21 protein-coding genes are annotated in these 22762 nt (G+C 35.3%); 1 reads left to right on the forward strand and 20 read right to left on the reverse strand.

Translation table 11 applies throughout. The annotated features are described in order from the left end of the window. Positions 1-88: 88 nt before the first annotated feature. The 11 genes from AC0L8O_RS17435 to AC0L8O_RS17485 all read right to left on the reverse strand — a co-directional run bounded on the left by AC0L8O_RS17435 (position 89) and on the right by AC0L8O_RS17485 (position 13896). Complete coding sequence (locus AC0L8O_RS17435) at positions 89-2008, reverse strand: BglG family transcription antiterminator (RefSeq protein ID WP_473444111.1); 1920 nt, start codon at positions 2006-2008, stop codon at positions 89-91. A gap of 129 nt (positions 2009-2137) precedes the next feature. Beyond that, a complete protein-coding gene (locus tag AC0L8O_RS17440) occupies positions 2138-2938 on the reverse strand; it encodes an SDR family oxidoreductase (protein ID WP_473444113.1) in 801 nt (266 codons plus the stop codon). Positions 2939-3476: 538 nt separating this feature from the next. Next, entirely contained in the window at positions 3477-5234 is a 1758-nt protein-coding gene (locus AC0L8O_RS17445) for a glycoside hydrolase family 13 protein (RefSeq protein ID WP_473444115.1), read from the reverse strand. Between the two features lie 100 nt (positions 5235-5334). Continuing rightward, on the reverse strand, positions 5335-6216 hold the full coding sequence (locus tag AC0L8O_RS17450) for a LacI family DNA-binding transcriptional regulator (RefSeq protein ID WP_473444117.1): 882 nt from the start codon (positions 6214-6216) through the stop codon (positions 5335-5337). A 26-nt stretch (positions 6217-6242) separates the two neighbouring features. Next, positions 6243-6356: a LacI family DNA-binding transcriptional regulator gene (locus AC0L8O_RS17455; RefSeq protein WP_473444119.1), complete on the reverse strand. Its 114-nt coding sequence runs from the start codon at positions 6354-6356 to the stop codon at positions 6243-6245. A 191-nt stretch (positions 6357-6547) separates the two neighbouring features. After that, positions 6548-6775, reverse strand: coding sequence for an alpha-glucosidase C-terminal domain-containing protein (locus AC0L8O_RS17460; protein WP_473444121.1), 228 nt, complete (start codon positions 6773-6775; stop codon positions 6548-6550). 53 nt (positions 6776-6828) lie between these two features. Then, entirely contained in the window at positions 6829-7668 is an 840-nt protein-coding gene (locus AC0L8O_RS17465) for a sugar ABC transporter permease (protein WP_473444123.1), read from the reverse strand. Continuing rightward, on the reverse strand, positions 7665-9071 hold the full coding sequence (locus AC0L8O_RS17470) for a carbohydrate ABC transporter permease (RefSeq protein WP_473444125.1): 1407 nt from the start codon (positions 9069-9071) through the stop codon (positions 7665-7667). The genes AC0L8O_RS17465 and AC0L8O_RS17470 overlap by 4 nt, the downstream gene beginning before the upstream one ends. A 63-nt stretch (positions 9072-9134) precedes the next feature. After that, the gene (locus tag AC0L8O_RS17475) at positions 9135-10445 is read right to left on the reverse strand and encodes a sugar ABC transporter substrate-binding protein (protein WP_473444127.1); all 1311 of its coding nucleotides are present in this window, start codon (positions 10443-10445) and stop codon (positions 9135-9137) included. Positions 10446-11767: 1322 nt separating this feature from the next. Next, positions 11768-12568, reverse strand: coding sequence for a peptidoglycan-binding protein (locus AC0L8O_RS17480; protein WP_473444128.1), 801 nt, complete (start codon positions 12566-12568; stop codon positions 11768-11770). A gap of 455 nt (positions 12569-13023) precedes the next feature. After that, positions 13024-13896: an SDR family oxidoreductase gene (locus tag AC0L8O_RS17485; protein WP_473444130.1), complete on the reverse strand. Its 873-nt coding sequence runs from the start codon at positions 13894-13896 to the stop codon at positions 13024-13026. A 195-nt stretch (positions 13897-14091) separates the two neighbouring features. Here AC0L8O_RS17485 and AC0L8O_RS17490 point away from each other — a divergent pair, with 195 nt between their 5' ends. After that, complete coding sequence (locus AC0L8O_RS17490) at positions 14092-14523, forward strand: Rrf2 family transcriptional regulator (RefSeq protein ID WP_473444132.1); 432 nt, start codon at positions 14092-14094, stop codon at positions 14521-14523. On the opposite strand, the gene AC0L8O_RS17495 is transcribed toward AC0L8O_RS17490, so the two are convergent. From AC0L8O_RS17495 to AC0L8O_RS17535, 9 genes are all read right to left on the reverse strand, one after another. After that, entirely contained in the window at positions 14479-14871 is a 393-nt protein-coding gene (locus tag AC0L8O_RS17495; RefSeq protein ID WP_473444134.1) for a sugar diacid recognition domain-containing protein, read from the reverse strand. The two genes, AC0L8O_RS17490 and AC0L8O_RS17495, sit on opposite strands and share 45 nt — an antisense overlap. A 467-nt stretch (positions 14872-15338) precedes the next feature. Further along, positions 15339-15560, reverse strand: a complete 222-nt coding sequence (locus tag AC0L8O_RS17500) for a hypothetical protein (RefSeq protein WP_473444135.1) — start codon at positions 15558-15560, stop codon at positions 15339-15341. Between the two features lie 25 nt (positions 15561-15585). Next, positions 15586-16530: a glycerate kinase family protein gene (locus AC0L8O_RS17505; RefSeq protein WP_473444137.1), complete on the reverse strand. Its 945-nt coding sequence runs from the start codon at positions 16528-16530 to the stop codon at positions 15586-15588. Positions 16531-16549: 19 nt separating this feature from the next. Next, positions 16550-16729 (reverse strand): glycerate kinase, encoded by a 180-nt coding sequence (locus AC0L8O_RS17510; RefSeq protein WP_473444139.1) that lies wholly within the window; start codon positions 16727-16729, stop codon positions 16550-16552. Between the two features lie 136 nt (positions 16730-16865). After that, positions 16866-17849, reverse strand: coding sequence for a 2-hydroxyacid dehydrogenase (locus tag AC0L8O_RS17515; RefSeq protein ID WP_473444141.1), 984 nt, complete (start codon positions 17847-17849; stop codon positions 16866-16868). Then, entirely contained in the window at positions 17846-18559 is a 714-nt protein-coding gene (locus tag AC0L8O_RS17520) for an RraA family protein (RefSeq protein ID WP_473444143.1), read from the reverse strand. Before AC0L8O_RS17520 ends, AC0L8O_RS17515 begins: the two co-directional genes overlap by 4 nt. 78 nt (positions 18560-18637) lie before the next feature. Next, a complete protein-coding gene (locus AC0L8O_RS17525; protein ID WP_473444145.1) occupies positions 18638-19402 on the reverse strand; it encodes an enoyl-CoA hydratase/isomerase family protein in 765 nt (254 codons plus the stop codon). Then, positions 19399-21150 carry an FAD-binding protein gene (locus AC0L8O_RS17530; RefSeq protein ID WP_473444147.1) on the reverse strand — a complete coding sequence of 584 codons (1752 nt, stop codon included), beginning with the start codon at positions 21148-21150 and terminating at the stop codon, positions 19399-19401. The genes AC0L8O_RS17525 and AC0L8O_RS17530 overlap by 4 nt, the downstream gene beginning before the upstream one ends. A 4-nt stretch (positions 21151-21154) precedes the next feature. Next, positions 21155-22750 (reverse strand): acyl CoA:acetate/3-ketoacid CoA transferase, encoded by a 1596-nt coding sequence (locus tag AC0L8O_RS17535; protein WP_473444149.1) that lies wholly within the window; start codon positions 22748-22750, stop codon positions 21155-21157. Positions 22751-22762 lie beyond the last annotated feature (12 nt).

Consider the following 22762-nt stretch of genomic DNA (forward strand, 5'->3'; position numbering starts at 1 on the left):
TCCCTTTTCTGTGTTGTAGTAATGAGTGGAAAAATCTATGACTCCGAGCTGATGGACTTTAATAGATCAGCATGATTTCCTCTACAATTTAAAATCCGCTTTCAAGAAGTTGAACGATATCACTATAATTCTCTGATGTAGAGATTTTTTCAATTAACTCCTTATCATTCGCAATACGAATAATTTCATCATAGATTTTCACAATTAAATATTCATTGTTATCTGTTTGATGTTCCGGTAATCCCAAAAGGAATACTATTTTCAGTTCCTTACCATCTGCTATGACTGTTTCTGGAAAGATGCCAAGGGCAAGTTCAATTTGATTTGATAATTGATTAAATGTATGTGGTAATGCTACATAATTATCAAACACCATTGATCCCTTTGTTTCTCTCTCCCTTAACCTTTCTGTAAAACCATTATCCAGATGTCCACTTTGTATTAAAGAATGAACCATACTATTTACATTATCGTGATAGTTTTTTTCATTATCTAAGATAAAGAATTTTTCCTCAGTGAGAAGTTCTGCTATGACAGAAAAATAAACATTGTCACGCTTCACTTTACTTTTCTGCATATATAGTGTTTTCTCGATTTCCTTTTTCACAGTATTTTCATCAAATATTTCATTAATCATGATGACTGGATTAGCTATTTCATAAGTTAGTTTTACAGTTGAAAAAATAAGGTCATAGTGATTTAAAACTTCTTCTGACACGTCTATATCGGAATATAAATCAATCTTCGTCTCTTGCTGAAGAATGCGTTCCAGTTGTATAGAAATAAGTCTTGCTGTACCTCTTCCTGTGCCACACACTACAGCAACTTTTTGGAATCGCTTTACTTTATCATCGCTCTGGGTAATGAAGACTCCAAAATAAAAGGCTAAATACCCTAATTCATCCTCACTCACCTTAATATCTAAATTATTTTCAATAACCTGACCTGCGATTTCAGCCATTTTATATGCAACAGGATACTTTCTTTTCACATCGACTAATAATGGATTTTTTAATCGCAACCCAAAAAGTAAACGGTTAAGCATAAATGTTAGATGATATTGTAAATCAACAAAAAGTTGCTCATTATCGTTAATGATTTCTTTATTAAAACCTAATTGCTCAACAATTTGTTCTAGTAGCTTTTTGACATCATCTGTAATCGTGATTTCTGCCATCGTTCGATTATTTGTAGGTGTACGTCGACCTGCGATTGGAATCGTAATAAATAATAGCTCTTTTTCAGGAATTTCAACTGGCAACTGACTTTCTAAAGCTCTAACAATTGCTTTAGCAATTTGATAATCTTGTGTATTTAATAATTGCTTATGCTTTTTTTGTGTCTCTTCAATTTGATGACCTTTCAAAAGACGATCCAACATAATAATGATAAATTCCATTAATTTCGTCTGTGTTGTTGATTCTAAATCATGGGTATGAAATATTTTCAACAGTTTCTCTGAAATATCTTCATCAAGAGGATATGACTGGTATAATACATCATAAATGTTATCTAAAATAAACAACCTTAAATCTAACTCTTTTCCACTGAGGGTCATTCCAATATTTTGTTTTCCGTGAATTTTCAGGTTATACGTTTCCAAGGAAACTGACGCTTTTTTCAACTCATTTACTAGTGTTGTTCTCCCAATATTCATCTCAAACGCCAAGTCATCTAATGTGTAAGCTTCCTCACTGTTTATTAATCGATCTATAATAAATGAGATTCTACGTTTTGGCGTATCAAGTAACTCAATATCAGATCGATTTTTTTCAAGAAAAAGTTGAAACGAATGTTCATTTACAATTTCAAGTTTGTAGCCTTTACCTTTTTCCTTCACTAAAGATGCAATATCATTTAAATCACTATTTATCTGTTTTATATAATTACGAATGGACCTTGTACTAACTCCCAGTGATTCTGCTAGATAATCAAGGGAGCAGTACGGCTGCTTTCGAGCAATCTTAATGATTTCAAAAAGCTTTTCATCCATTATTAGATCAGACATGTCATCACCTCTTTATCCAAAAAGAATGTCTTTAATAATGAAGCGAACAGAGAAGCGAATGTTTACTTAACAGAGTTCCCTGTTTCTTCGACATTCATAAGGCATGATCTGTCTCCTATACGTGTACCTTTATCCTCGAGACTTCCCACCAGAAATATTTAACGTTGTTCCAGTTATATAACTAGCACGATCGGAAGCAAGGTAAGAAACAAGATCGCCAATTTCAGTAAGTTTCCCTTCTCGGCCAAGTGGGATCGATTTACTATAGTCTGTTGAAAGACCGTCTACTGTTACTCCACGAGTATAAGCTAATGCTTCATTATAAGCATTTGTTCTAAGACCAGTTGTTTCAATGATTCCAGGTGCAATTGCAGCAACTCGAATATTAAATTTACCCAGTTCTTTTGCCCAAGCACGAGTAAAGGCAATTACAGCTCCTTTAGTAGCCGAGTAGCAGCTTTGTCCAGCAGATCCCTCTTGTCCTGCTTCAGACGAAACATTTATTATAACCCCTTTGTTTTGCTTTATCATTTCTTTAGCAGATGCTTGAGCAAAAAGGTAAGGCCCCTTTTGGTTTACAGCTACCATAAAGTCAAAATCTTTCTCACTTAATTCATATTCTGGTCTTTCTCCTCGGTCATCAACCAACAATCTTGGTAAGTTTACACCAGCATTGTTGACTAAGATATCAATAGTACCAAATAATTCTACTGTTTGTGCTACTGCGCGATCTACACTCTCTTTATTGGTTACATCACATTTTACGAAATAAGAACCGTCTGCTTGTTGTCCTTCCTCACCATTTAAGTCAGCAATAACAACTTTTACCCCATTACTTTTTAGTTCATTGCAAATATTTAAACCGATGCCAGAAGCACCACCAGTAACAATTGCCACTTTTCCTTCTAAACCAAGCCAAGAATTACTCATGTCTTTTTCCTCCTGTTCATTTATCGTGAAAGCATTTTCAGCTATGTTGTTATTATAAGAATGATAGACAATAAGATTAATACATACTTTTTCACAAAAAAATGAAAAGGGGTGAATGATTATGAAAGAGTGTGAACAATTAGGTTTGTAACACATTGTTTGATGATTATTTTGGAGTTATCAATGGAGCATCGAAACGTTTTCGGGAGTCTTGCCCCGTGGATGAGCAAGAGAATCTGCGTATTCATCTCTCAAGACGTTTTATAACACTTATCGTTCGTTCCTGATATAATAAAAAAGACGCCTTATTCCAGTACTATCAAGGATTAAGACGTTTTAACTACTCACTTTCAGTTGTGTTAATATGTATTAGGAAAAAATAGGGTTTAATTTAATAAAACTGAGATAAGTAACTTATTGATTTAGTGAAATCAATAGAACTCCACACCCTTAAAAAAGCTCCAAACTAAATTGAACTTTTTATACCTTTTCAGGAGTGCAAGCTCTTCCAGATATAATGCTTTGACCTAGCTTCTTTTTATTTTACTTGAATGATAGAGAAACAATATGGGGCCAATTCAATCTTCGAGCTTTCTTTTACCAGTTCATCGTTCCAAATATCAAATGGAATTTTACCAGTAAAGTCATATGGGATATTCACTTCTACTTTTTCATTTGAATTATTTATTGCAATAATAATCATTTCATCATTTGATTTCTTTGAATAGATAATATGGTTTGTCTTATTGTTTGTTTCTAAAATCTTAAATTCACCCTGACTCCCCAATGCCTTATACTTTTTTCGTAAAGAAATTAGCTTTTTAACAAAACTAAACAATTCAAGATCTTGTTCTTCTTCATCCCAAACCATACATTTTCGGCAGCCAGGATCATTTTCACCTGTTAAACCGATTTCATCCCCATAATAAATGCAAGGTGTCCCCAAAAAGGATAACTGGAATAGGAATAATAGTCTTAGTTTCTCCTTACGATCATTGCAAATCGTTAAAATTCTTGGAGTATCGTGGCTTCCTAGTAAATTAAATGCTGCTTCATTGACATTTTTCGGATATAAAGTAAGTACTTTTGTTAACTGGTGTGCAAATTCTTCGGCCTGTATTTTATCTTTTGCAATAAAATCTAACGATGCCTCTGTAAAAGGATAATTCATTACAGCATCGAATTGATCCCCTTGTAACCAAGGCATTGAATCATGCCATATTTCCCCTAGAATGTACAGGTCCGGTTTCACAGACTTAACTGCGGTTCTAAATTCTCTCCAAAATTGGTGGTCAACTTCATTCGCAACATCCAAACGCCAGCCATCAATATCGAATTCCTCAATCCAATAACGACCAACATTCAGTAAATATTCCTTCACCTCTGGGTTTTCAGTATTCAATTTTGGCATCATATGTGTAAATGCAAATGTATCATAATTAGGTTCAGGTAGAGGTTTTACTGGAAACTCACTTAAATGGAACCAATCTATGTACTTGGACTTTTCCTGATTTTCTAAGATATCCTGGAATGCATCAAAATAAAAACCACTATGATTGAATACAGCATCTAGCATGACACGGATACCATTTTCATGACAGATTTTAACTAATTTCTTAAATGTCTTTTTGTCCCCAAACTGAGGATCAATTTCTAAGTAATTGATTGTGTCATATTTATGATTGGATGGAGCCTTAAAGATTGGTGTAAAGTAAATTCCGGTAATACCTAACTCAACTAAATGATCAATATTTTGAATAATTCCTTCAAAATCACCACCGAAGAAGCTAGTAGGCTTTGGATCCTCACTTCCCCATGGTCGTACGCCATCAGGGTCTAAAAGTGGGTTACCATTTGCAAATCTCTCCGGAAAAATTTGGTACCATACAGTATCTTTCACCCATTCTGGTGCTTGAAATACATCCACTTGATTTAAGAATGGGAAGCAGAAATAAAACCCTGGATCTTTCGGATCACGATCTTTAAACCCTCTTTCTCCATAGACAATAGCTTCATTCTCAGCATGCAATTCAAATCCGTAACGTAGACGGCGGAAATCAGGCTTCACCTCAACAAACCAATAATCAAATAATTCATCTGATCCTTCTAAAGACATTGGTTTCGTTGAATTAGTCCACCCTTCTTTCGTCCACTGATAAGGATCGCCGAAAATTAAATACACTTTCGTTAAATCACCTTTTTTAGCGCGAAGACGAATATGAAGTGTTTCCTTGTCATATGCATATGCATACGCAAAATTATTTTTCGGTCTATGATAAATAGCTTCTTTTAACATATTACTAACTCCCTTCAGTTTAGAAAAAGTTGGTTAAACGTTTCATCAATACAGATAATTTTAGGAGTGAAATAGCCACGAGGCTATTAGATACTCCTTTTTATTGTTTTCTTATTGGTGCCGTACTTTGTCGTACTTTTAAACTAACTGGGCTTATAACATTTCGATCCTGAGGATTTTTATTTTCAATTTGATCTATTAATAATTTTACTGCTGATTGCCCTCTTCCATAAATATCCTGCCTTATAGTAGTTAAGCCTGGGGTTAAATATTCCGAGAAGTAGAGGTCATCAAATCCCATCACTGAGAACTCCTCAGGAACAGAAATATTCAAATCATAACAAGCTTTCAAAACTCCCATAGCTGCCATGTCAGAAAAGGCGAAAATAGCAGTTGCTCGATCTTTGTGTTGCAATATTTGCTGGACTGAGTGATATCCTCCCTCTACTGAAATATCATTTTGAATAATTAATTCATGATTAAATTCAACCCCAGCTTCTTCCAATGCCTTTTGGTAACCTAATAAACGATAATGACCTATAGAATTAACCTCACTAACCTTACCTGATATGACAAAAATAGATCTATGACCCAAATTCAGTAAATGTTTAGTCCCTAGATATCCACCCATTTCATCATTTAATCCAACTTGGTAAAGATCTGAGTCTGACAGATAACTATCTATATAAACACTAGGTAATTTTAAGTGTTGAATATCATCTAAAAGTTCAGGGTTTTCATTTGCACCAAACACAATTAAACCATTAATATGTTTTTCTAATAAAAAAGATAGATCTGGCTCTTCTTTTAAACCTGTCACAATAACGTGAAATTTTCTATCTCTTGCACCATTTTCAATTCCAGCAATAAGTTGGGAGAAAAAGGGATTCATAATAATTTCTCCTCTTGGTGCGAATGGTACGACCAATGCAATCAATGGATTCAACTTATCCCTTAAACTTCGTGCAGCTACATTTGGCATATAGTTAGACTGCTTAATAATTCTTTCTATTTTTTTCTTGTCTCTTCGGAATAACGTCCTTTGCCATTAATAACATTTGATACGGTCCCGATTGACACATTGGCCATCCTAGCTATATCCTTAATCGTTGGTCTATCCATGTATCCTATCCCTCTCACTAAAAACATAAAATAATGTCAAACTTTATTCTTTATAACCCGTTTTCTTTTAATTCTTCATCTAAATAATAGTGATTAAACATTTATCTGTTTACCACACGATATAAGTTCTCATATATTATTTTATCACGAATTAATAAGATATAGACACATTGTACCAATTATTAAATCATTCAATTTCTTATTAAAATTAGAGTAGAATAAGGCGGTAAATCTATCTTTTCCTTTAATTTTGGTTTTTCAAAATTAGAATAGTAGACTTTCTTAAACTCCTTATCCTCATCATCTAACTTCAAGACAACAGGATCTTTTGATACGTTATGAAACACAAGTACCTCATCATCATCTGTTTGTCGCTTAAACGATACTATTCCCTGTTCTCTATACGAAGTTGACTTCAATTCTCCTTCAATTAATGTAATAAATTTTTCAATCTCTATTTCCTCTAGTGGAGTTACCCTTTATTAGCTCCAGCTTTTAGACCATCTACAAGTTGATCCTGGAAGATGAAAAATAAAATCGTAATCGGTACAGCCACTAATACTGCCCCTGCTGCAAATGTAGTAAATTCGCTATTTCCCCTTCCGGTTACCATTTCAAATAAACCAATTGCTAATGTCTTCTTATCACTTGAGCGGAGAACTAGTCTTGCAAAAATAAAGTCCATCCACGGTCCTATAAAGTTCGTTACCCCAATAAATACTAAAATAGGTTTTGAGAGTGGCATCATAATTTTATAGAAGATTGTGACATGGCTTGCACCATCTATTTTTGCTGCTTCTTCTAAGCTTCTTGGAAGACCATCAAAGTATCCCTTAACTAACCAAGCACCAAATGGAATCGAACCACCCGCATATACTAGAATTAAACCCCAATGGTTATCTAGCAAATTCATTTGCAATAATAGAATATAGATTGCAATCATTCCCATAAAACCAGGGAACATTTGTAAAACAAGCATTGCCATCAGTCCCTGTTTTCTTCCAGGAAAACGGAATCTTGAAAAAGCATACGCTGCTGTAACAACTAAGAAAGTAGATAAAATCATGTTCCAAAACGCAATTTTCAACGTGTTTTTATACCAAAGAAGATAATCAGTTTCTTGGAATAAATAGGTGTAATGTCGCAATGATAATGACTCTGGAATTAAACTAGTTGAAAACAAGGAATCCCCAGGGTTCAAGGAACCAGTAATAACCCATACTACTGGATAAAGTACAAAGATGGTTGTAATAATTAAAATCGTATAAATTACTACGGTACTTATTTTATTTTTCAAAGATAAACCGATCATGACATCATATCCTCCTCTTTAAAGGCTCTTGTTTTTCTAAAGTTATAAATGGAGAAGGTTGCAATGACTGCGAATATTAAAATAGATACAACAGAAGCGACAGCAAATTGGCTATTATCGAGCGTTAATTTATAGATCCAGCTTATTAAAATATCTGTTGACCCAGCATATGAGTAATCCGTATTTACTGGTCCACCTTGAGTCATTAAGTAAATAATATTAAAGTTATTGAAATTCCCTGCAAATGACATGATGGCAAGTGGTGCAGTAGCGAACATAATCAATGGCATTGTAATTTTCCAAAATCTTTGCATTGGAGAAGCTCCGTCTACTTCTGCTGCTTCATATACTTCCTTATCAATACTTGTCATGACACCACTCATCAATACCATCCAAAATGGGAAACCAAACCACATATTTACAACTACAAGTGTAATCTTGGCCAACAATGGGTCTGCTAACCAAGGTATAGCTGATTCAATAATACCTAAATCCATTAAATATTTATTAATTGGTCCAAACTGTCCATTAAATATATTTCTAAAAATTAAAATGGATACAAACTGCGGAATTGCCCACGGTAATATAAAGATACTTCTCCAAAACTTCTTTAATTTAACCCCTTTTTGATTAATTAGAACGGCAAAAATTAGACCTAAAAAGAATGTTGTAAGCGTTGAAAGCACAGCCCATACCACAGTCCAAGTAAATACTCCATAAAAAGTCGAACTCCATGTTTTCATTTGGAATAACTGAATAAATGTATCAAAACCGACCCAATCCACTAAAGACTTTGGTGGTATGTGATTAGGAGCTGAGTAGTTTGTAAAGGCAATTAAAATCCCAAATAACAATGGTAGAATCGTTAAGAAAGATGTAAATAGGACAGACGGTGTTAATAAAAGGTAAGGGAACCCATTTTCCCAAATATTTTTAAACATTGCTTTTGCATTATTGGGTTTTATTCCTTTTTCACTTTTAGTTGCGACTTTATATGCATCACGGATATTTAAATAATAAAACCATAAGAATAGAAGAAATGAAATTAAGAATAAAATTCCTTCAATCATTAAAAAGATAGAATGGTCTCCTTGCACAATTTCAAACCCTTTTCGCGTTTGTGCCGATTCACCAAGAGTTGTTAGTCCCCACAATGCCCATTGAAAAGGTACAGTCCAAAAAATAAGAAGATACAATTCTAAAGCAAGAAAAGACAAACCTTTTAAAATTTGTTTATTGTATATTTGACCAAGACCCATAAATAATAAGGACAACAGTGCAGCGATTTTAGGTTTTGTGAAGAATGGTTTGGTAGAAGATGTCGGATTTCTAGGAGTTTTTAATACTTTTTTTGGTCCATTCTTTTTTACATCATCTGAATTAATACGAGCTTTTTCACCCACGATTTTACCTCCTTTTTTAAATGGTGAACTAATACATATAGGTACTAGTTCACCATTACTACTTTATTTTGTTTGTGAATCAATTGCTTCTCTAATTTGTTGAACCCCTTTATCTAGTGCAGCTTTTGGTTCAGATTCCCCGTTCCAAAGTGCCGTAAATGCTACTTCCATTCCTGACCAGACATGTTGCATTGCAGGAATATTAGGCATTGAAATAGAATATTGCGACTGTTCTAGGAAAGCAAGATTCAACTTATCTGATTTAATTGTTTCATCTTCAAGTAGAGCATTAGAAGGCGGTAATTGTCCTGTCATTTCATAGCGTTTTAGTAGCATTTCATCCGATGTAGCAAATTGAGCCAATAATGTCGCTGCCTTAGGATAATCACTATAAGCGTTTACAAATAAAGATTTAACACTTGATAAAGTTGTAGGAACTTCTCCATTGTCTAGTTTAGGCATTGTTTTCACTCCAAAATTCACACCTGCTTCTTGATGACCTTTTACTGCCCATGGACCAGTTATATAATATAAAAGTTTCCCCTCATTAAATTGTGAACTAATGACATCTCCAGTTATGTCTTCTTTTTTAAGTGGTAGGATTTCATCATGAATCTTTTTCATTAATTCTGCAGCTTTAATTCCACCTTCATTGTTTAGTCCAATATCATCTGGATTTGTGTTATTATCACCAAATATATAACCGCCATATCCTCCAAAGAATCCATGGATTAGGTAAAAATTACCGGGCTCAACCATAAATCCATAAGATCCTGGATTTTTTTCCATAAATTCCTTTGATTGTTGCATCAGCTCTTCCATCGTTTCAGCTGGTTCAAAGCCCATTTGATCAAGTAAATCTTGGTTATAGAAAAGGCCAACTGTTTCGATTGCTAAAGGATACCCAAACATTTTATACTCTCCATCTGAATTTGCAGAGACCGCTGTTACTGCTCCTTCCATGAAACGCTCTTTGTATTCATCCGAAAAATAATTATCATAGATTAATCCAGCTGCTTCCATATTCCCAACATGGTCATGTGCTCCTGTAAATACGTCACCGCCTAAGCCGGCAGGTCCATCTGTTTCAAGCTTACCAGCTGCATCAGTATGACTCACTTCTTCAAATGTTACCGGAATTCCATATTTATCTGTAAATTGTCCTGCAACATATTCTGCCCATTCAGCTTCTTGATCTCCGTTACCCCATAATACAAGCTCTGCTCCTTCTTCTGGTTCAAGTACAGTTGCATCAGTAGGTGTTTTTTCCGTCGTATCTTTAGACTCTTCCTGTTCTGAACCACCCGGTTTACTGCATGCTGCTAGTACAACAATAAAAAGTGTAACAAAAAATAAATTCAAAACCTTTTTCATTAATAATCCCACCCTTTTAATATTATTATTTAATTTATTTCAACGCCGTTTGGATAGATTTCACCAAATAGGCATTTAAATAACAAAATGATATAACGTTTTATCACACATTATATTGAGGATTTCCATAAACATATTGTAGTGGTATAACGTTTAATCAAAAGTTAGAATTTTAAGATGCTATTTTTCATGATAGGTTATATTAAGTTTACATTCAAAGAACTTGATAATTTGATATAACGTTTAATCACTTTGTGAAAAAATCATATATATCCCAAAATAAACTGAAGATTTTTATCATAATCTGCTAACACCATTGGAATCTAAATTTTATTGAGTGCTTTTTGATATAACGTTTAATCACTTTGTAAAAACCAAAACACCAAGGTAATTCAATCACTTTTAGATATAACGTTTAATCACTTTACAAATACTTATAATGGGGTTTTTACCGAAGTATTCAATTAATATATCATTTCAAAAATTCTTCTCTTACTATTAACTTCCCTATTACTTATAACCAAACTTAGTTAAGCGGTTTCATTAAATGTATTATAAGATTTAAAGATATAGATTGTCAATGTTTTAAAACGCTTTCTTTTTTGGGAATCTTAAATCGTCTCTTCTCCTATTTTGTAAACAACTCTGTAACCCCATTGTCCAAGCTTCTGTTTGGAATGATCAAATTATAAAAGAATGCCAGGAAAGCAATATTACCCTGTTGTAGAACTAATCCATTCCTTTTTCATATTTAAGTTCCCACACTACTAGATACATAGTTAGTTTGTGGCGATTGTTTTCCCACTATAATGATTGTTTCATGTTTTTCTATAAGGTAAGTAAAAAATAATGATACATGCTAGTATTGACTATACTTTTCTTTTACTAATTGAATCCATGCGAAAAATTCAGCTTTTCTTAAACTATGTGCTTTAGGGTTTAAAGCAGTAACGGGATCACCATAGGGTGTATAATGTTACTAACACTTTGTATCAGACCTTTACTTAAATATCGGTATGATGGATTCATTTTCCTTTAATGGTCTTTTAATACTTCAATACATCTTTACACAAACTAACAAAAAGGAGGCTTTTTTTATGTCATTTTTAGAATTAAGACTCAGGCTCCTACTTTCCTTAAACTAAAAGATAGGATGTATCCGTTCAAAGGGTGTTAATAACACTTATCGATAGAGTAGAAAAATATATAATGAGAATGTAAGAGAGACACAATTAGTGGAATGTAATGACAAAGGTTTGCCATACATATAATAAAAAAGCTGACCCGCAACAGTAAAAAAGTACAGGTACAGCTCATATAAACTATTCGGTTATTTCAACACGTACTTTTTTACGTCCCCATTGTAAGGCATCGTCCCGGTTAGGAATGAACACATCGATTGAATTCCCGTTCACTCCACCACCTGTGTCCGCTGCTATCGCAACTCCAACACCTTCTACCTTTACGATGGATCCAAGTGGTATGACATTAGGGTCCACCGCTATCACTTTCGCATCAGGGTATTTTTTTAAATCAAGACCCATTCTAGTTACACCTGAACAGCCTTCACAATCTGCCGTATATGCCGTACTTTCCACAGTCAAGGTTTTACCCGCGGCTGAACCACGTTTAGCCTTTCTATCTAACGTTGATCTAGTGTTCGGCCCTGCAATTCCGTCGGCCACTAAACCTTGTTGCTTTTGAAAACTCTTGACCGCACTCACAGTGCCGTTTCCATAAATACCATCTAAACTTGAATGATAATGACCTGTTTTCTGCAACTGATATTGAATATGTATGACTTGCTTCCCTATGTTTCCATATCGCAGGACTTTTAAGGCATGATTCGTTTGCGGCCCAGCAATTCCATCGACCTTAAGGTTGCGTTTACGCTGAAAATCCTTGACGGCTTCTACACTGATATCCCCATAGTATCCTGTCGATGTATGGTACGGGAATAGCCCTTTTGTCATCAAGTAATCCTGTAATTCTGCAACATCCGTGCCTGAAGATTTGTTCGTTAGCGTCCGATCCCCCAGTGCCGCTTCTGTAAACGAAGGACCTACAATGATTAGTACTCCAACTAGAAAAACTATGAACATATTTCTAAATTTTTTTGTCATAAAAAATCCTCTCCCTTTCTTTTTCCATTAAAGAATTCGAGAGGATTTGACATTATTCGTATATAAAAATCGGATTCACATCATTAGGCCCTTAATAATCCATTATTTTGAAATTTTTCATCCTAAAAGGGATAGATGAAAATGATAGCTATATCACACAACCTAACTCTAAATTCAGTATTTATAGAATTTTCCCTGATATACTAAAGGAATGCCATAGTTATGCTCTACGTGAACTATTTACGGTTGTTGCCATTAACAAGCAAAAATAAAAAAAGCTTCAATCCTTATCTACCAAAGAATTGAAGCTTCTCACTCTGATGATCCGAGAGGGATTCGAACCCCCGACCCCTACCGTGTCAAAATTAGGTGGGGAATTAATAATATTAAAAAGCCGAACTTTTCTCGTACGAAGGTCGGTTTATCTATATGATTAATTTTGGGAATTATCTATTTTATTTTGATTGAGCGTTTGTATTTACAATGTGGGTAAGTGCCTCTTTGATTGGCGTAACTGGGCGACCAAGAACTTTTTCAAAGTCATTGCTTTCAATTTCAAGCGAACCATTTCGAATGCTTTCTTGAATTCCTACTACAATCGGAATGACAAATTCAGGTAAACCTAAGCCTTTCATTATTTCGGCATATTCTTCGTCCCCAACTTGTTGCACAGGTATTTCTTTGCCTAATACAGCACCAATAGCCGTCACTAATTCTTCTTGAGTTAAAAGAGGGCCAGAAAGTTCATAAACTGTATTTTCGTTTCCTTCACCTAAAAGAACTGCTGCCGCTGCATCTGCATAATCTTGTTGTAGTGCCCAGCCAACTTTACCAGCTCCAGCAGAAGTTACCCATGGAGCTCCTGCCATAGCACCTTGAATGCTACCAATTTCGTTTTCCAAATACCAATTATTACGCAAGAAAGAATACGGAATACCCGTCTTCATGATGGCTGCTTCTGTCGCAACATGAGGAGGAGCCATTAAATTTTTGCTTTCTGTTGCATTTGCGATACTCGTGTATGCAATAAATTTTATCCCTACACGTTCAGCTGCTTCCACTGCATTTGTATGTTGACGAATTCTTGTATCATTATCACCATCTGCAGAAATAATCAATAAACGATCAATCCCTTTAAAAGCATCATCTAATGTTTCTGGATGGTCAAAATCACCTTTACGAATCTCTACTCCACGAGCTCGAAGTCCTTCTGCTTTCTCAGGATTTCGAACACTCACCGCCAGCTCACTCGCAGGTATGGATGTTAATAATGACTCCACAACCTTAGATCCTAATTTTCCAGTTGCTCCTGTAACTAATATTTTCATTTATATTCCTCCAGTTTGGTTTTTCTTGTAACAGACTAGATTACATGTATTTATTTTAGTTACATGTAGTCGTTTTGTCAACAGGTGAGATTTCATATATAATTTCCTTCGAAATTTGGTATAATAAACTTGTAATCAAATTAATTACACTTATAAATTAGTAAACAGATTTGTTCACAAAGGTGGTGACAGAACATGTCCATCAGCAGCCGATTCGCTGTCGGCATTCATATATTAGCTTTAATTGAATTAAATAAAGAAGGGACAACATCTTCTGAATTTTTAGCATCAAGTGTAAACACAAACTCAGCAGTGATCAGAAAACTTATGGGAATGTTAAAAAAAGCCGGTTTAATAGAGGTAAAACCAGGTATTGCAGGAGCTAAACTCGCAAAAGAATTATCTGATATTTCACTGTTTGATGTTTATAAGGCAGTGAATGTTGTACAGGAAAAAGCGTTATTTAGCGTACATGATAATCCAAATCCAAAATGTCCTGTAGGTAGGAACATCCAGAATACAATCGAACCATTGTTCACATCAGCTCAGTTAGCTATGGAGAAGGTGTTGAGGAGCGTAACACTAGAGGATGTTGTGAAGGATATTGCTACGAATAAGAAAAACTAATAAAAAGGCATTCCAAAAATGGAATGCCTTTTTTAGCCGATAGTTTGACCTAGATTTGAGCAAGAATACATGAAATATTCCTGCATCACCTAGCCTGGTATCATCGTAACCGGATAATTTATCCCCTTTTTTCTCCTTTAAATTCATTTCTTCTGTTACCTCTATAACATCTTTTGTTTCTTTAACACGATGGGCAGCTGCATGATAAGATCCAATTCTTTCAAGATTTGTACTAGCTATAACTTTTCCATCAAGTTGAATAAAATGAATATCTTTACCTATGACTTCCTTCGCTGCATCTACAATCATTTGAGCTAATGATGAACTTATACGGAGATTTCCTTTCATAATGACTATCCCCTCTTGTTTAAATAAATTAGATAGATTTATGTAAAAGCACAATCATTTTTCATAAATCATCGAATGGAAAATCAATATCACTTTTCTATAGTTTCTCACCATTTATCTTTGCTTTAAATTTTGATTAACTATTCTAATTTTACATATATTATTCTATATCCTTAAAGGCCAATGATATCTCCGCCTCCATCTCTTATCATTTTTTCACAAAAATTCACTCTTTGGTCTCAGCGCTAAAAAAATCCTTAGATTCTATTTATCTAAGGATTTTCTATCGTGAGCACTTATAAAAGTTTATAAGTATATATTTTAATTCCATTAATGTTTCTATTTTTCCAACTCCACTTGATCAACACATGATTCTTGATTGCAATGAGAGTAATAAATCATGACTTTTTCCGCTTGTATAGTGTCTATAATTTCCCCACAACATTTACATACGACTGAACCCAATGCTACAGTGTCAACGAAGACTTCCATGCTGTTCTCATCCTTTCGTCTACTAGTTGTGCCAACTCTACTACTCTAGAAGCATAGGCCCATTCGTTATCATACCAAGCTAGTATTTTAATTTGATTCTCAACTGCCATTATGGAAAGTCCATCTATTAACAGCTGACTTATACACCCTATTCTTCTTTCATCCTTTAAAAACTCAATCAAGTTGAGATTCTTCAAAAAAATCACCTATTTAATTCACATTTCAACGAACAGCGTGAATTAGTCTAAATAACTGATTGGTCCTTAAACGCAAATTATCAAAAGTAATTTGCGGATCCATTGCTTCATCTAGTGACATAGGTGCATTCACAATCGAAAAATAAGAGGTGATACCCATTTCATTTAGGGTAGCTGTCTCTTTAGAAACACCACCGGCCAGGGCAATTGTTGGAATAGAGTGCTTTCGTGCCAATTGGGCAACACCTAATGGAGCCTTACCCATCGATGTTTGTCCGTCCAACTTTCCTTCGCCTGTAATAACAAAATCAACATCTTGCATCTTCTTATCCATCTCAATAATATCCAATACAAGCTCAATTCCGGATTGTAGCTGTGCATTTAAAAATCCCGCAAATGCGGCTCCTAATCCACCAGCGGCACCTGCACCAGAAATATTATGAATGTCTTTATCTAGATCGTAATTAACAATTTCAGCAAAATGCCTCATACCTTCATCAAGTTGTTTAATCATTTCTGGCGTTGCACCTTTTTGTGGTCCAAACACATGTGAAGCACCATCAGGCCCATATAGTGGGTTATTTACATCACATGCGACTCTGAACGTACATTCCTTCAACTTTGAGTGTATCTGACTCAAATCAATGGACCAAATGTCCCGCAATGAACGTGCATCTAATCCAACTTCTTCTTTTTCTTCATTTAAAAAGCGAAAACCTAATGCTTGAAGCATACCAATTCCCGCATCGTTGGTAGCGCTACCACCAAGCCCAATAACAAACTCACGGCAACCTTTTTCGATGGCATCGCTTATTAGTTCTCCAACACCATAAGTAGTCGTAATTAATGGATTGCGTTCATTGTTGGGGACAAGTGGTAAACCACACGCAGCAGCTACTTCTATTACAGCTGTTTTCCCATCACCTAAGATTCCATAGATCGCATCTACTTTTTCTTTTAAAGGCCCCATGACTTCTTTATTGACTAAATTACCGCCTGTAGCACTGAACTAATGTTTCAACTGTACCTTCTCCACCGTCTGCTAAAGGAAGTGGCAAAATATTAGCGTCAGGATATATATCTTGTATACCTAAAGATATAGCTTCACTACCTTTTAATGAAGAAATACTTCCCTTAAATGAATCAATGGCAATTAAAACTTTCATCATCGCACCGCCTCCATCTATATTGATTATAAAAAAAGTAAAAAAGATATATAACGGTCTGGATAACAAAGAATTTAAAACTCCATTGTTTTCCATAACAAATAATTAGTGAGTTTAATTATTTGTTATGACCCAATGCTTATTGGTAATTGAAACAAACATCATTTATTAAATTTTGTGGTCTTTTACCTTTTAAACCTAAAATTAAATTATTTGCTGCAAGGTCAGCCATTTTTATTCTAGTTGCTTTGCTCGCACTACCTATATGCGGCAGGGTCACAACATTAGGTAAAGTTAAAAGTGGGTGATCTAAAGATACAGGCTCTTCTTCAAATACATCTAAACCAGCCCCCCAAATACCTTTGTTTTTTAAGGTATTATATAAGGCAGCTTCATTCACAATACCTCCTCTTGCAGTATTAATTAGTATTGCATTCTTTTTCATCAATGAAAGTTGTTCTGTATCTATTAAATGTTTCGTTTCTGGGGTGTAAGGAGTCATTATACAGATAAAATCCGATACTTTTAGAAGGTTTTCAAATGAAGTGTATGTTATACCAAGCTCTTTTTCTTGTTCGTATTTTCGGCTTCGATTATAGTAAAGAATCTCCATGTTAAAACCTTTTGCTCTTCGTGCCAACGCCTCTCCTATCCGACCTAAACCGATGATCCCTAAAGTTGCTCCGTGTACATCTTGACCAGTTAGTTTCATTGGAGACCACGTTTTCCAATCTCCATTTTTTAAATAGTCTGATGCCTCTACTAGACGGCGGGCTGTTGCCATTAAAAGCCCAAAGGTTAGATCTGCAGTCGTCTCTGTTAAAACACCTGGTGTATTCGTGACCATTATTCCATGCTTTGTTGCACTTGTAATATCGATATTATTATATCCGACTGCCATATTAGCAACGATTTTAAGGTTTGTGGCTTTGCTTATTAATGAATGATCGATTGTTTCTGTTAATAAACAAAATAGTCCATCAATATCAACAATTTCCTTTTCCAATACTTCATACGGGACTGGGATATCTTCTTTATCCCACATTCGCACATCACAAACCATACTAATTTTCTCTAGAATCTGTTCAGGAATTTTCCTTGTAATATAAACTTTTGGCTTCATTTATAACTACCACTGCTAATGAACGATTTATAAGAATCATAGCTTTCACAGCCTTTTTCTTTTAAAGTGGTATCAATCCAGTTTCTATCTATTGTTCCTTGTTCAATAGATTGAAATATTTCTACCTCTTTTCGAGCCATTTTTTGTGCTTTTTTCAGGATTTCTTCTGCCTCCTCTAACGGGACTACTACAAGACCATCTTCATCTCCTACTATTAAATCACCTGGATGAATAATCATACCATCAAATGAAACAGGAACGTTTATTTCTCCTGGGCCATCTTTATATGGTCCTCGATGAGTCACTCCTTTTGCATAAACTGGGAATGAATCATTTTTAAAAGCTACTGTATCACGAATAGCACCATTAATGACAAATCCCGCAATTCTATTTTTTTTCGCTATTCTTTGCATAATTTCTCCAACAATGGCATTTGTTTGATCGCCTCCTGCATCAACAACAATAACGTCACCTGGTTGTGCTAAATCGATCGCTTTGTGAACCATTAAGTTATCTCCAGGTCTTGTTTTCACAGTAAATGCCGTACCTACAAGCTTCATCCCATTATGGTATGGCCTTAATTTTGCTCCGGCCCCTTGCAACCTGCTCATATTATCACTAATATGTGGTGTAACAACTGTTCTAAACTGGTCAACGATCAATTGATCAACGCGCTTATCAACTGAAAATATTCGAAAGCCTATGTTCATTTTCCTAACCTCCAAATCGTAATCATGTTTAAAGTAAGTTTAGCTCGATTTACATCTGATGCCTGAAGACTTTTGATGTTATTTATGTTGGTAACGGGGATCTCTTTTTTCAAAAAATGCATTAATAGATTCAACGATATCTTCCGTTTGGTGAAGAGCATCAAAGTGATTCATTCCCTCTTTAAAAAACAGGTCTTTTTGGCGGCATCCTTTAATTATTTTTTTAATTGTCCGAATCGTTTTGTTTGAGTATGAAGCAACTAGGTCAGCCATTTTCTTTCCTTCTATTTCAAGCTGATTTTTCTCTACTATCTTATTAGCAATCCCGATTCTTAAAGCATCTGCAGCTGGTATTTTTTCTCCTGTTAAAAATAAATAAGCCGCATTCGCTTCGCCTGAAAGCTGTAGAAATCGTTCAAATCCTCCGTTTCCAGGAAAAACAGTTCGTGAAACTTCTGGATAACCAAATGCAACATCTTCAGCAAATATCCTTATATCAAAAGCAGTAGCTAACTCGGCTCCTCCACCAAGTGTATTTCCTTTTACGCAAACAATCGTTGGTTGAGGAGCATCCATTATAGCCTGAAGCATTTCATGTCCTTCAATCCACGCTTCCTTTGCCTTATTGTTGTTGATTCTAGCAGAGAATTCTTTTAAGTCAGCACCACAGCAGAAATGTTCACCCGCAGCTGTAAACAAGATGACTCTCACGTTTCGATTAGCTGAAAGAACATGAAAAGCTTCCTTCACTTTATGTTTCACTGTATTTGTTAATAGATTGAAAGGTGGATTATTTAATTCAACATGTGCAATCCCACTCTTAATTAAGACTTCAAGCTTCATAGTTTTGCTTCACTTCGTTCACTCACCCGTTTACTTGGCCATTGTCTTGTATTTACTTGCATTTCACCATCTTTCTGTGTGACATAAATACTTTTAATCCAGTTTGCATCATCTTTATTTGGATAATCTTCACGATAATGACAACTTCTGCTTTCTGTACGAGTTTTAGCAGACAGGATAATTGCTTTGGAAGTGACAAGCATATGTTTTAAATCAATTGCTGTTGATATATTCTGCATATTAATCTGATATTCTCCAGCTTCTAATGATCTTTCAAGTTCATTCACATGTTTTAGAGCTGTATCTAAGCGCTCTTCATTTCGAATAACTAAGCAATTTTTATACATCGTTTCTTTGACAGATTCAACGGCTTCAACAAGGTCTTTTTCACCTTTACTATTTTCAATCCAGCTATTAAGATTATTTAATGCCGCAAGTGTTTCTTGTTCAAGACTGTCATTACTTGTTGTTTTCTGAGAATATGCAGCAGCTGCACTCCCTGTTCGGTGACCAAAAACTTGACCTTCAGCTAATGAATTGCCACCAGGACGGTCTGGACCGCGAACTCCTCCCGCTGTTTCTCCAGCGATAAATAAACCTGAAACGTTTGTAGTCCCATCCGGACTTTCAATTAAAGCACCCCCGTTCATACATTGCGCGACAAGTGCTACTTCAAATTTATCTTTAAATACATCAATGCCCTTCGACTTTAATACCCCTTTGGTTTTTGGCATTTTTTGATCAACAATGCTTTCAGAACCAGGACGCATCGTACACCACACTCCTCCATTAGGAGTTGGATTTGATTCTAGCTCTTTTTGAATGGAAGTATCCAAATAGTAAGCAGCAGTTGAAATGGTAAAAGGAAACACTTTATGATTGTAAACATCATCAATATCTACATGTTGAGGAACATGTTTTTCGAGAATGTCTTTTCCTTTATTGTTTGTTAAAATTGGCTTTGGTTTCCATACCGGACCTGATAGTAAAGTAATAGATGGCTGAATTGCCCCAGGTCCAATTTGAATAAATTCCATATTAATAAGAGGAACACCCAATTCGTTTGCCATTGCATAGCCATTTCCAACCATGTCTGAGGTACCAACTGCATATTTATAAATATGATGAGCACCACCACAAGCAAGGATAACAGACGGTGTTTTATAAAGAATCATTTCTTCTGTATCTTTATTTATTGCTAATGCACCTGAAATCTTATTGCTTTTATCTGTTATTAACTTAAACACTGCTGTATTTTCATCAATAGGGACATTATGATTTTTAATTTGTTTGGATAAAGCTACTAGAATATGACGTGCGGTTACACCATTCACTCGACAAGTTCGTGGATATGTAGCAAAATCACTCATGCCCTGTACTAATTTTCCGTCTTCGACCTTATCAAAATTTAACCCTATGTCGATAAGATCCTGTATTCGATCTGGTACCTCTGATGCAAGTGTCCAAACAAGCTCTGGATCAATAAATCCTCTTCCAGCATCTAACGTGTCTTCATAGTGAATTTCAGGATGGTCTCGTTCATCAGCATGGCCGATGGCTGCAGCTATCGCTAATAATTCTGAAAATGCTGTTGCGGTGGAACCGCTTCCTAGCCATTTTGCTTTTATTGCCATCCGAACATCTGCCCCGGCTTGAGCAGCAGACAGGGCAGCTCTCGCTGCAGCCCCACCTCCTCCAACAACTAATACCTCTGTTTCAATTATGCGATCTATTTTAAAGTAAGACACTCTTTTACACCCTTTCCATTAACATTTCATTTGATGATTGTGTAAAAATCTCTGGATCCATTAGTTTTAAATCTGCAGAAATTTTAACTTCGCACTCAACATTCGAGAGAATATCTTTTTTCACATCAACCCCTGGCGCGTGCTCAATTAAAACTAAGCCACCTTCTTCTAATCGGAAAACACAGCGTTCAGTAATATAAAGAACTTCTTGCCCTTTTTTCAATGCTTGACTAGCATTGAACGTTAAATGTTCAATCGTTTGGATGAATTTTTTATGTCGTCCTTCATTTACTATTTTTATTTTTTCATTTTCAACAGATACCTTTAAGCCACCACTTGTCAGCGTGCCACAGAAAATGATTTTTGGCGTCTTATGAGTAATATCAACAAAACCGCCGGAACCTCTGTATATACCGTTAAATTTACTAACATTTACATTCCCTGTTCCATCAATTTGTGCAAATCCAAGTAAAGTTGCAGATAAACCCCCAGCTTGATAAAAATCAAATATTTGCGGGGAAGTAACAAATGCCTCTGGGTTTATATGAGCCCCAAATACCTCAACCCCCATTGGAACACCGCCAATTGCACCATGCTCTAAAGAAAATGTAATTTCATTAAAGAAGTCTTCCTCTAACGCAAGCTGAGGCAGATCTACGGGAATTCCTACGCCAAGATTAACAATTGAACCAGCATCAATTTCTTTTAAGGCTCTACGTAAAATTACTTTTTTCGCATCTAATTGTAATGTCTTCTTGAGTTGATTAATTGGTTGCTTAATTTCTCCTGTCCAGCTCGGATGATAATCTTTAAGTAAACTTTGCTTCTGATCCTCATCTATTACTACCGCATCAACTAAAATTCCGGGAATTTCTACAGAACGAGGGTGAAGGGTCTTATTTTCAGTTACACGCTTGACCTGAGCGATTACATAACCTCCATTAGCCTTTGCTGCCATTGCCATTTCAAGTCCACTTAATGTAGCAGGTTCCTCTTCAAGCGTTATATTTCCATTTTCATCAGCAGTTGTTCCTCTTATGATCGCTACGTCTATCGGAAAAGACGGATAGAATAAGTGTTCCTTTTTATCTATTTCTAGTATTTTTACAATATCTTCTTTTGTAGCTTCATTTAATCTACCACCGTCATACCTTGGATCCACATAGGTATGTAATCCTGCTGTTGTTACAAGGCCAGGATGTCCTCCAGCAATTGATCTTATTAACTGAAATAAAGTACCCATTGAAAAGTTATAAGCTTCTATTTCATTGTTTCTTATCATATCAGTTAATTTTGGACTTTCTTTTACATTAAAGCTACCGCTTATTAATCGCTTTAACATCCCTTTGTGGGAAACGTGTTCTAATCCAGTGCTTTTATTTTGATCCCACCCCACCCTTACAGGAGTCAGAACTGATAGGTTTCTTGGTTCCCCAGTCGTTAAGAAACGCTCTTCAAGTGAAGCCAAAACTTTTTCAGGACATAGAATAGAGATAAGGCCGCCAATAGTAATTGTTGCATCATTTGGTATTTTTTTAACAGCTTCTTCAGCAGAAACTACTTTAGAATTACTTTTTTGCTTATGTGATGTTGTACCCAATCCAATTACCTC

The sequence above is a fragment of the Metabacillus sp. KJ11-3 genome (assembly GCF_055808295.1).

Excerpts from the sequence above, each read along its gene's own strand:
- AC0L8O_RS17435 (WP_473444111.1), bottom strand. The coding sequence starts at position 2,008 with ATGTCTGATCTAATAATGGATGAAAAGCTTTTTGAAATCATTAAGATT.
- AC0L8O_RS17440 (WP_473444113.1), bottom strand. The coding sequence starts at position 2,938 with ATGAGTAATTCTTGGCTTGGTTTAGAAGGAAAAGTGGCAATTGTTACT.
- AC0L8O_RS17445 (WP_473444115.1), bottom strand. The coding sequence starts at position 5,234 with ATGTTAAAAGAAGCTATTTATCATAGACCGAAAAATAATTTTGCGTAT.
- AC0L8O_RS17450 (WP_473444117.1), bottom strand. The coding sequence starts at position 6,216 with ATGCCAAATGTAGCTGCACGAAGTTTAAGGGATAAGTTGAATCCATTG.
- AC0L8O_RS17455 (WP_473444119.1), bottom strand. The coding sequence starts at position 6,356 with ATGGATAGACCAACGATTAAGGATATAGCTAGGATGGCCAATGTGTCA.
- AC0L8O_RS17465 (WP_473444123.1), bottom strand. The coding sequence starts at position 7,668 with ATGATCGGTTTATCTTTGAAAAATAAAATAAGTACCGTAGTAATTTAT.
- AC0L8O_RS17475 (WP_473444127.1), bottom strand. The coding sequence starts at position 10,445 with ATGAAAAAGGTTTTGAATTTATTTTTTGTTACACTTTTTATTGTTGTA.
- AC0L8O_RS17480 (WP_473444128.1), bottom strand. The coding sequence starts at position 12,568 with ATGACAAAAAAATTTAGAAATATGTTCATAGTTTTTCTAGTTGGAGTA.
- AC0L8O_RS17485 (WP_473444130.1), bottom strand. The coding sequence starts at position 13,896 with ATGAAAATATTAGTTACAGGAGCAACTGGAAAATTAGGATCTAAGGTT.
- AC0L8O_RS17490 (WP_473444132.1), top strand. The coding sequence starts at position 14,092 with ATGTCCATCAGCAGCCGATTCGCTGTCGGCATTCATATATTAGCTTTA.
- AC0L8O_RS17495 (WP_473444134.1), bottom strand. The coding sequence starts at position 14,871 with ATGAAAGGAAATCTCCGTATAAGTTCATCATTAGCTCAAATGATTGTA.
- AC0L8O_RS17505 (WP_473444137.1), bottom strand. The coding sequence starts at position 16,530 with ATGGGGCCTTTAAAAGAAAAAGTAGATGCGATCTATGGAATCTTAGGT.
- AC0L8O_RS17510 (WP_473444139.1), bottom strand. The coding sequence starts at position 16,729 with ATGATGAAAGTTTTAATTGCCATTGATTCATTTAAGGGAAGTATTTCT.
- AC0L8O_RS17515 (WP_473444141.1), bottom strand. The coding sequence starts at position 17,849 with ATGAAGCCAAAAGTTTATATTACAAGGAAAATTCCTGAACAGATTCTA.
- AC0L8O_RS17520 (WP_473444143.1), bottom strand. The coding sequence starts at position 18,559 with ATGAACATAGGCTTTCGAATATTTTCAGTTGATAAGCGCGTTGATCAA.
- AC0L8O_RS17525 (WP_473444145.1), bottom strand. The coding sequence starts at position 19,402 with ATGAAGCTTGAAGTCTTAATTAAGAGTGGGATTGCACATGTTGAATTA.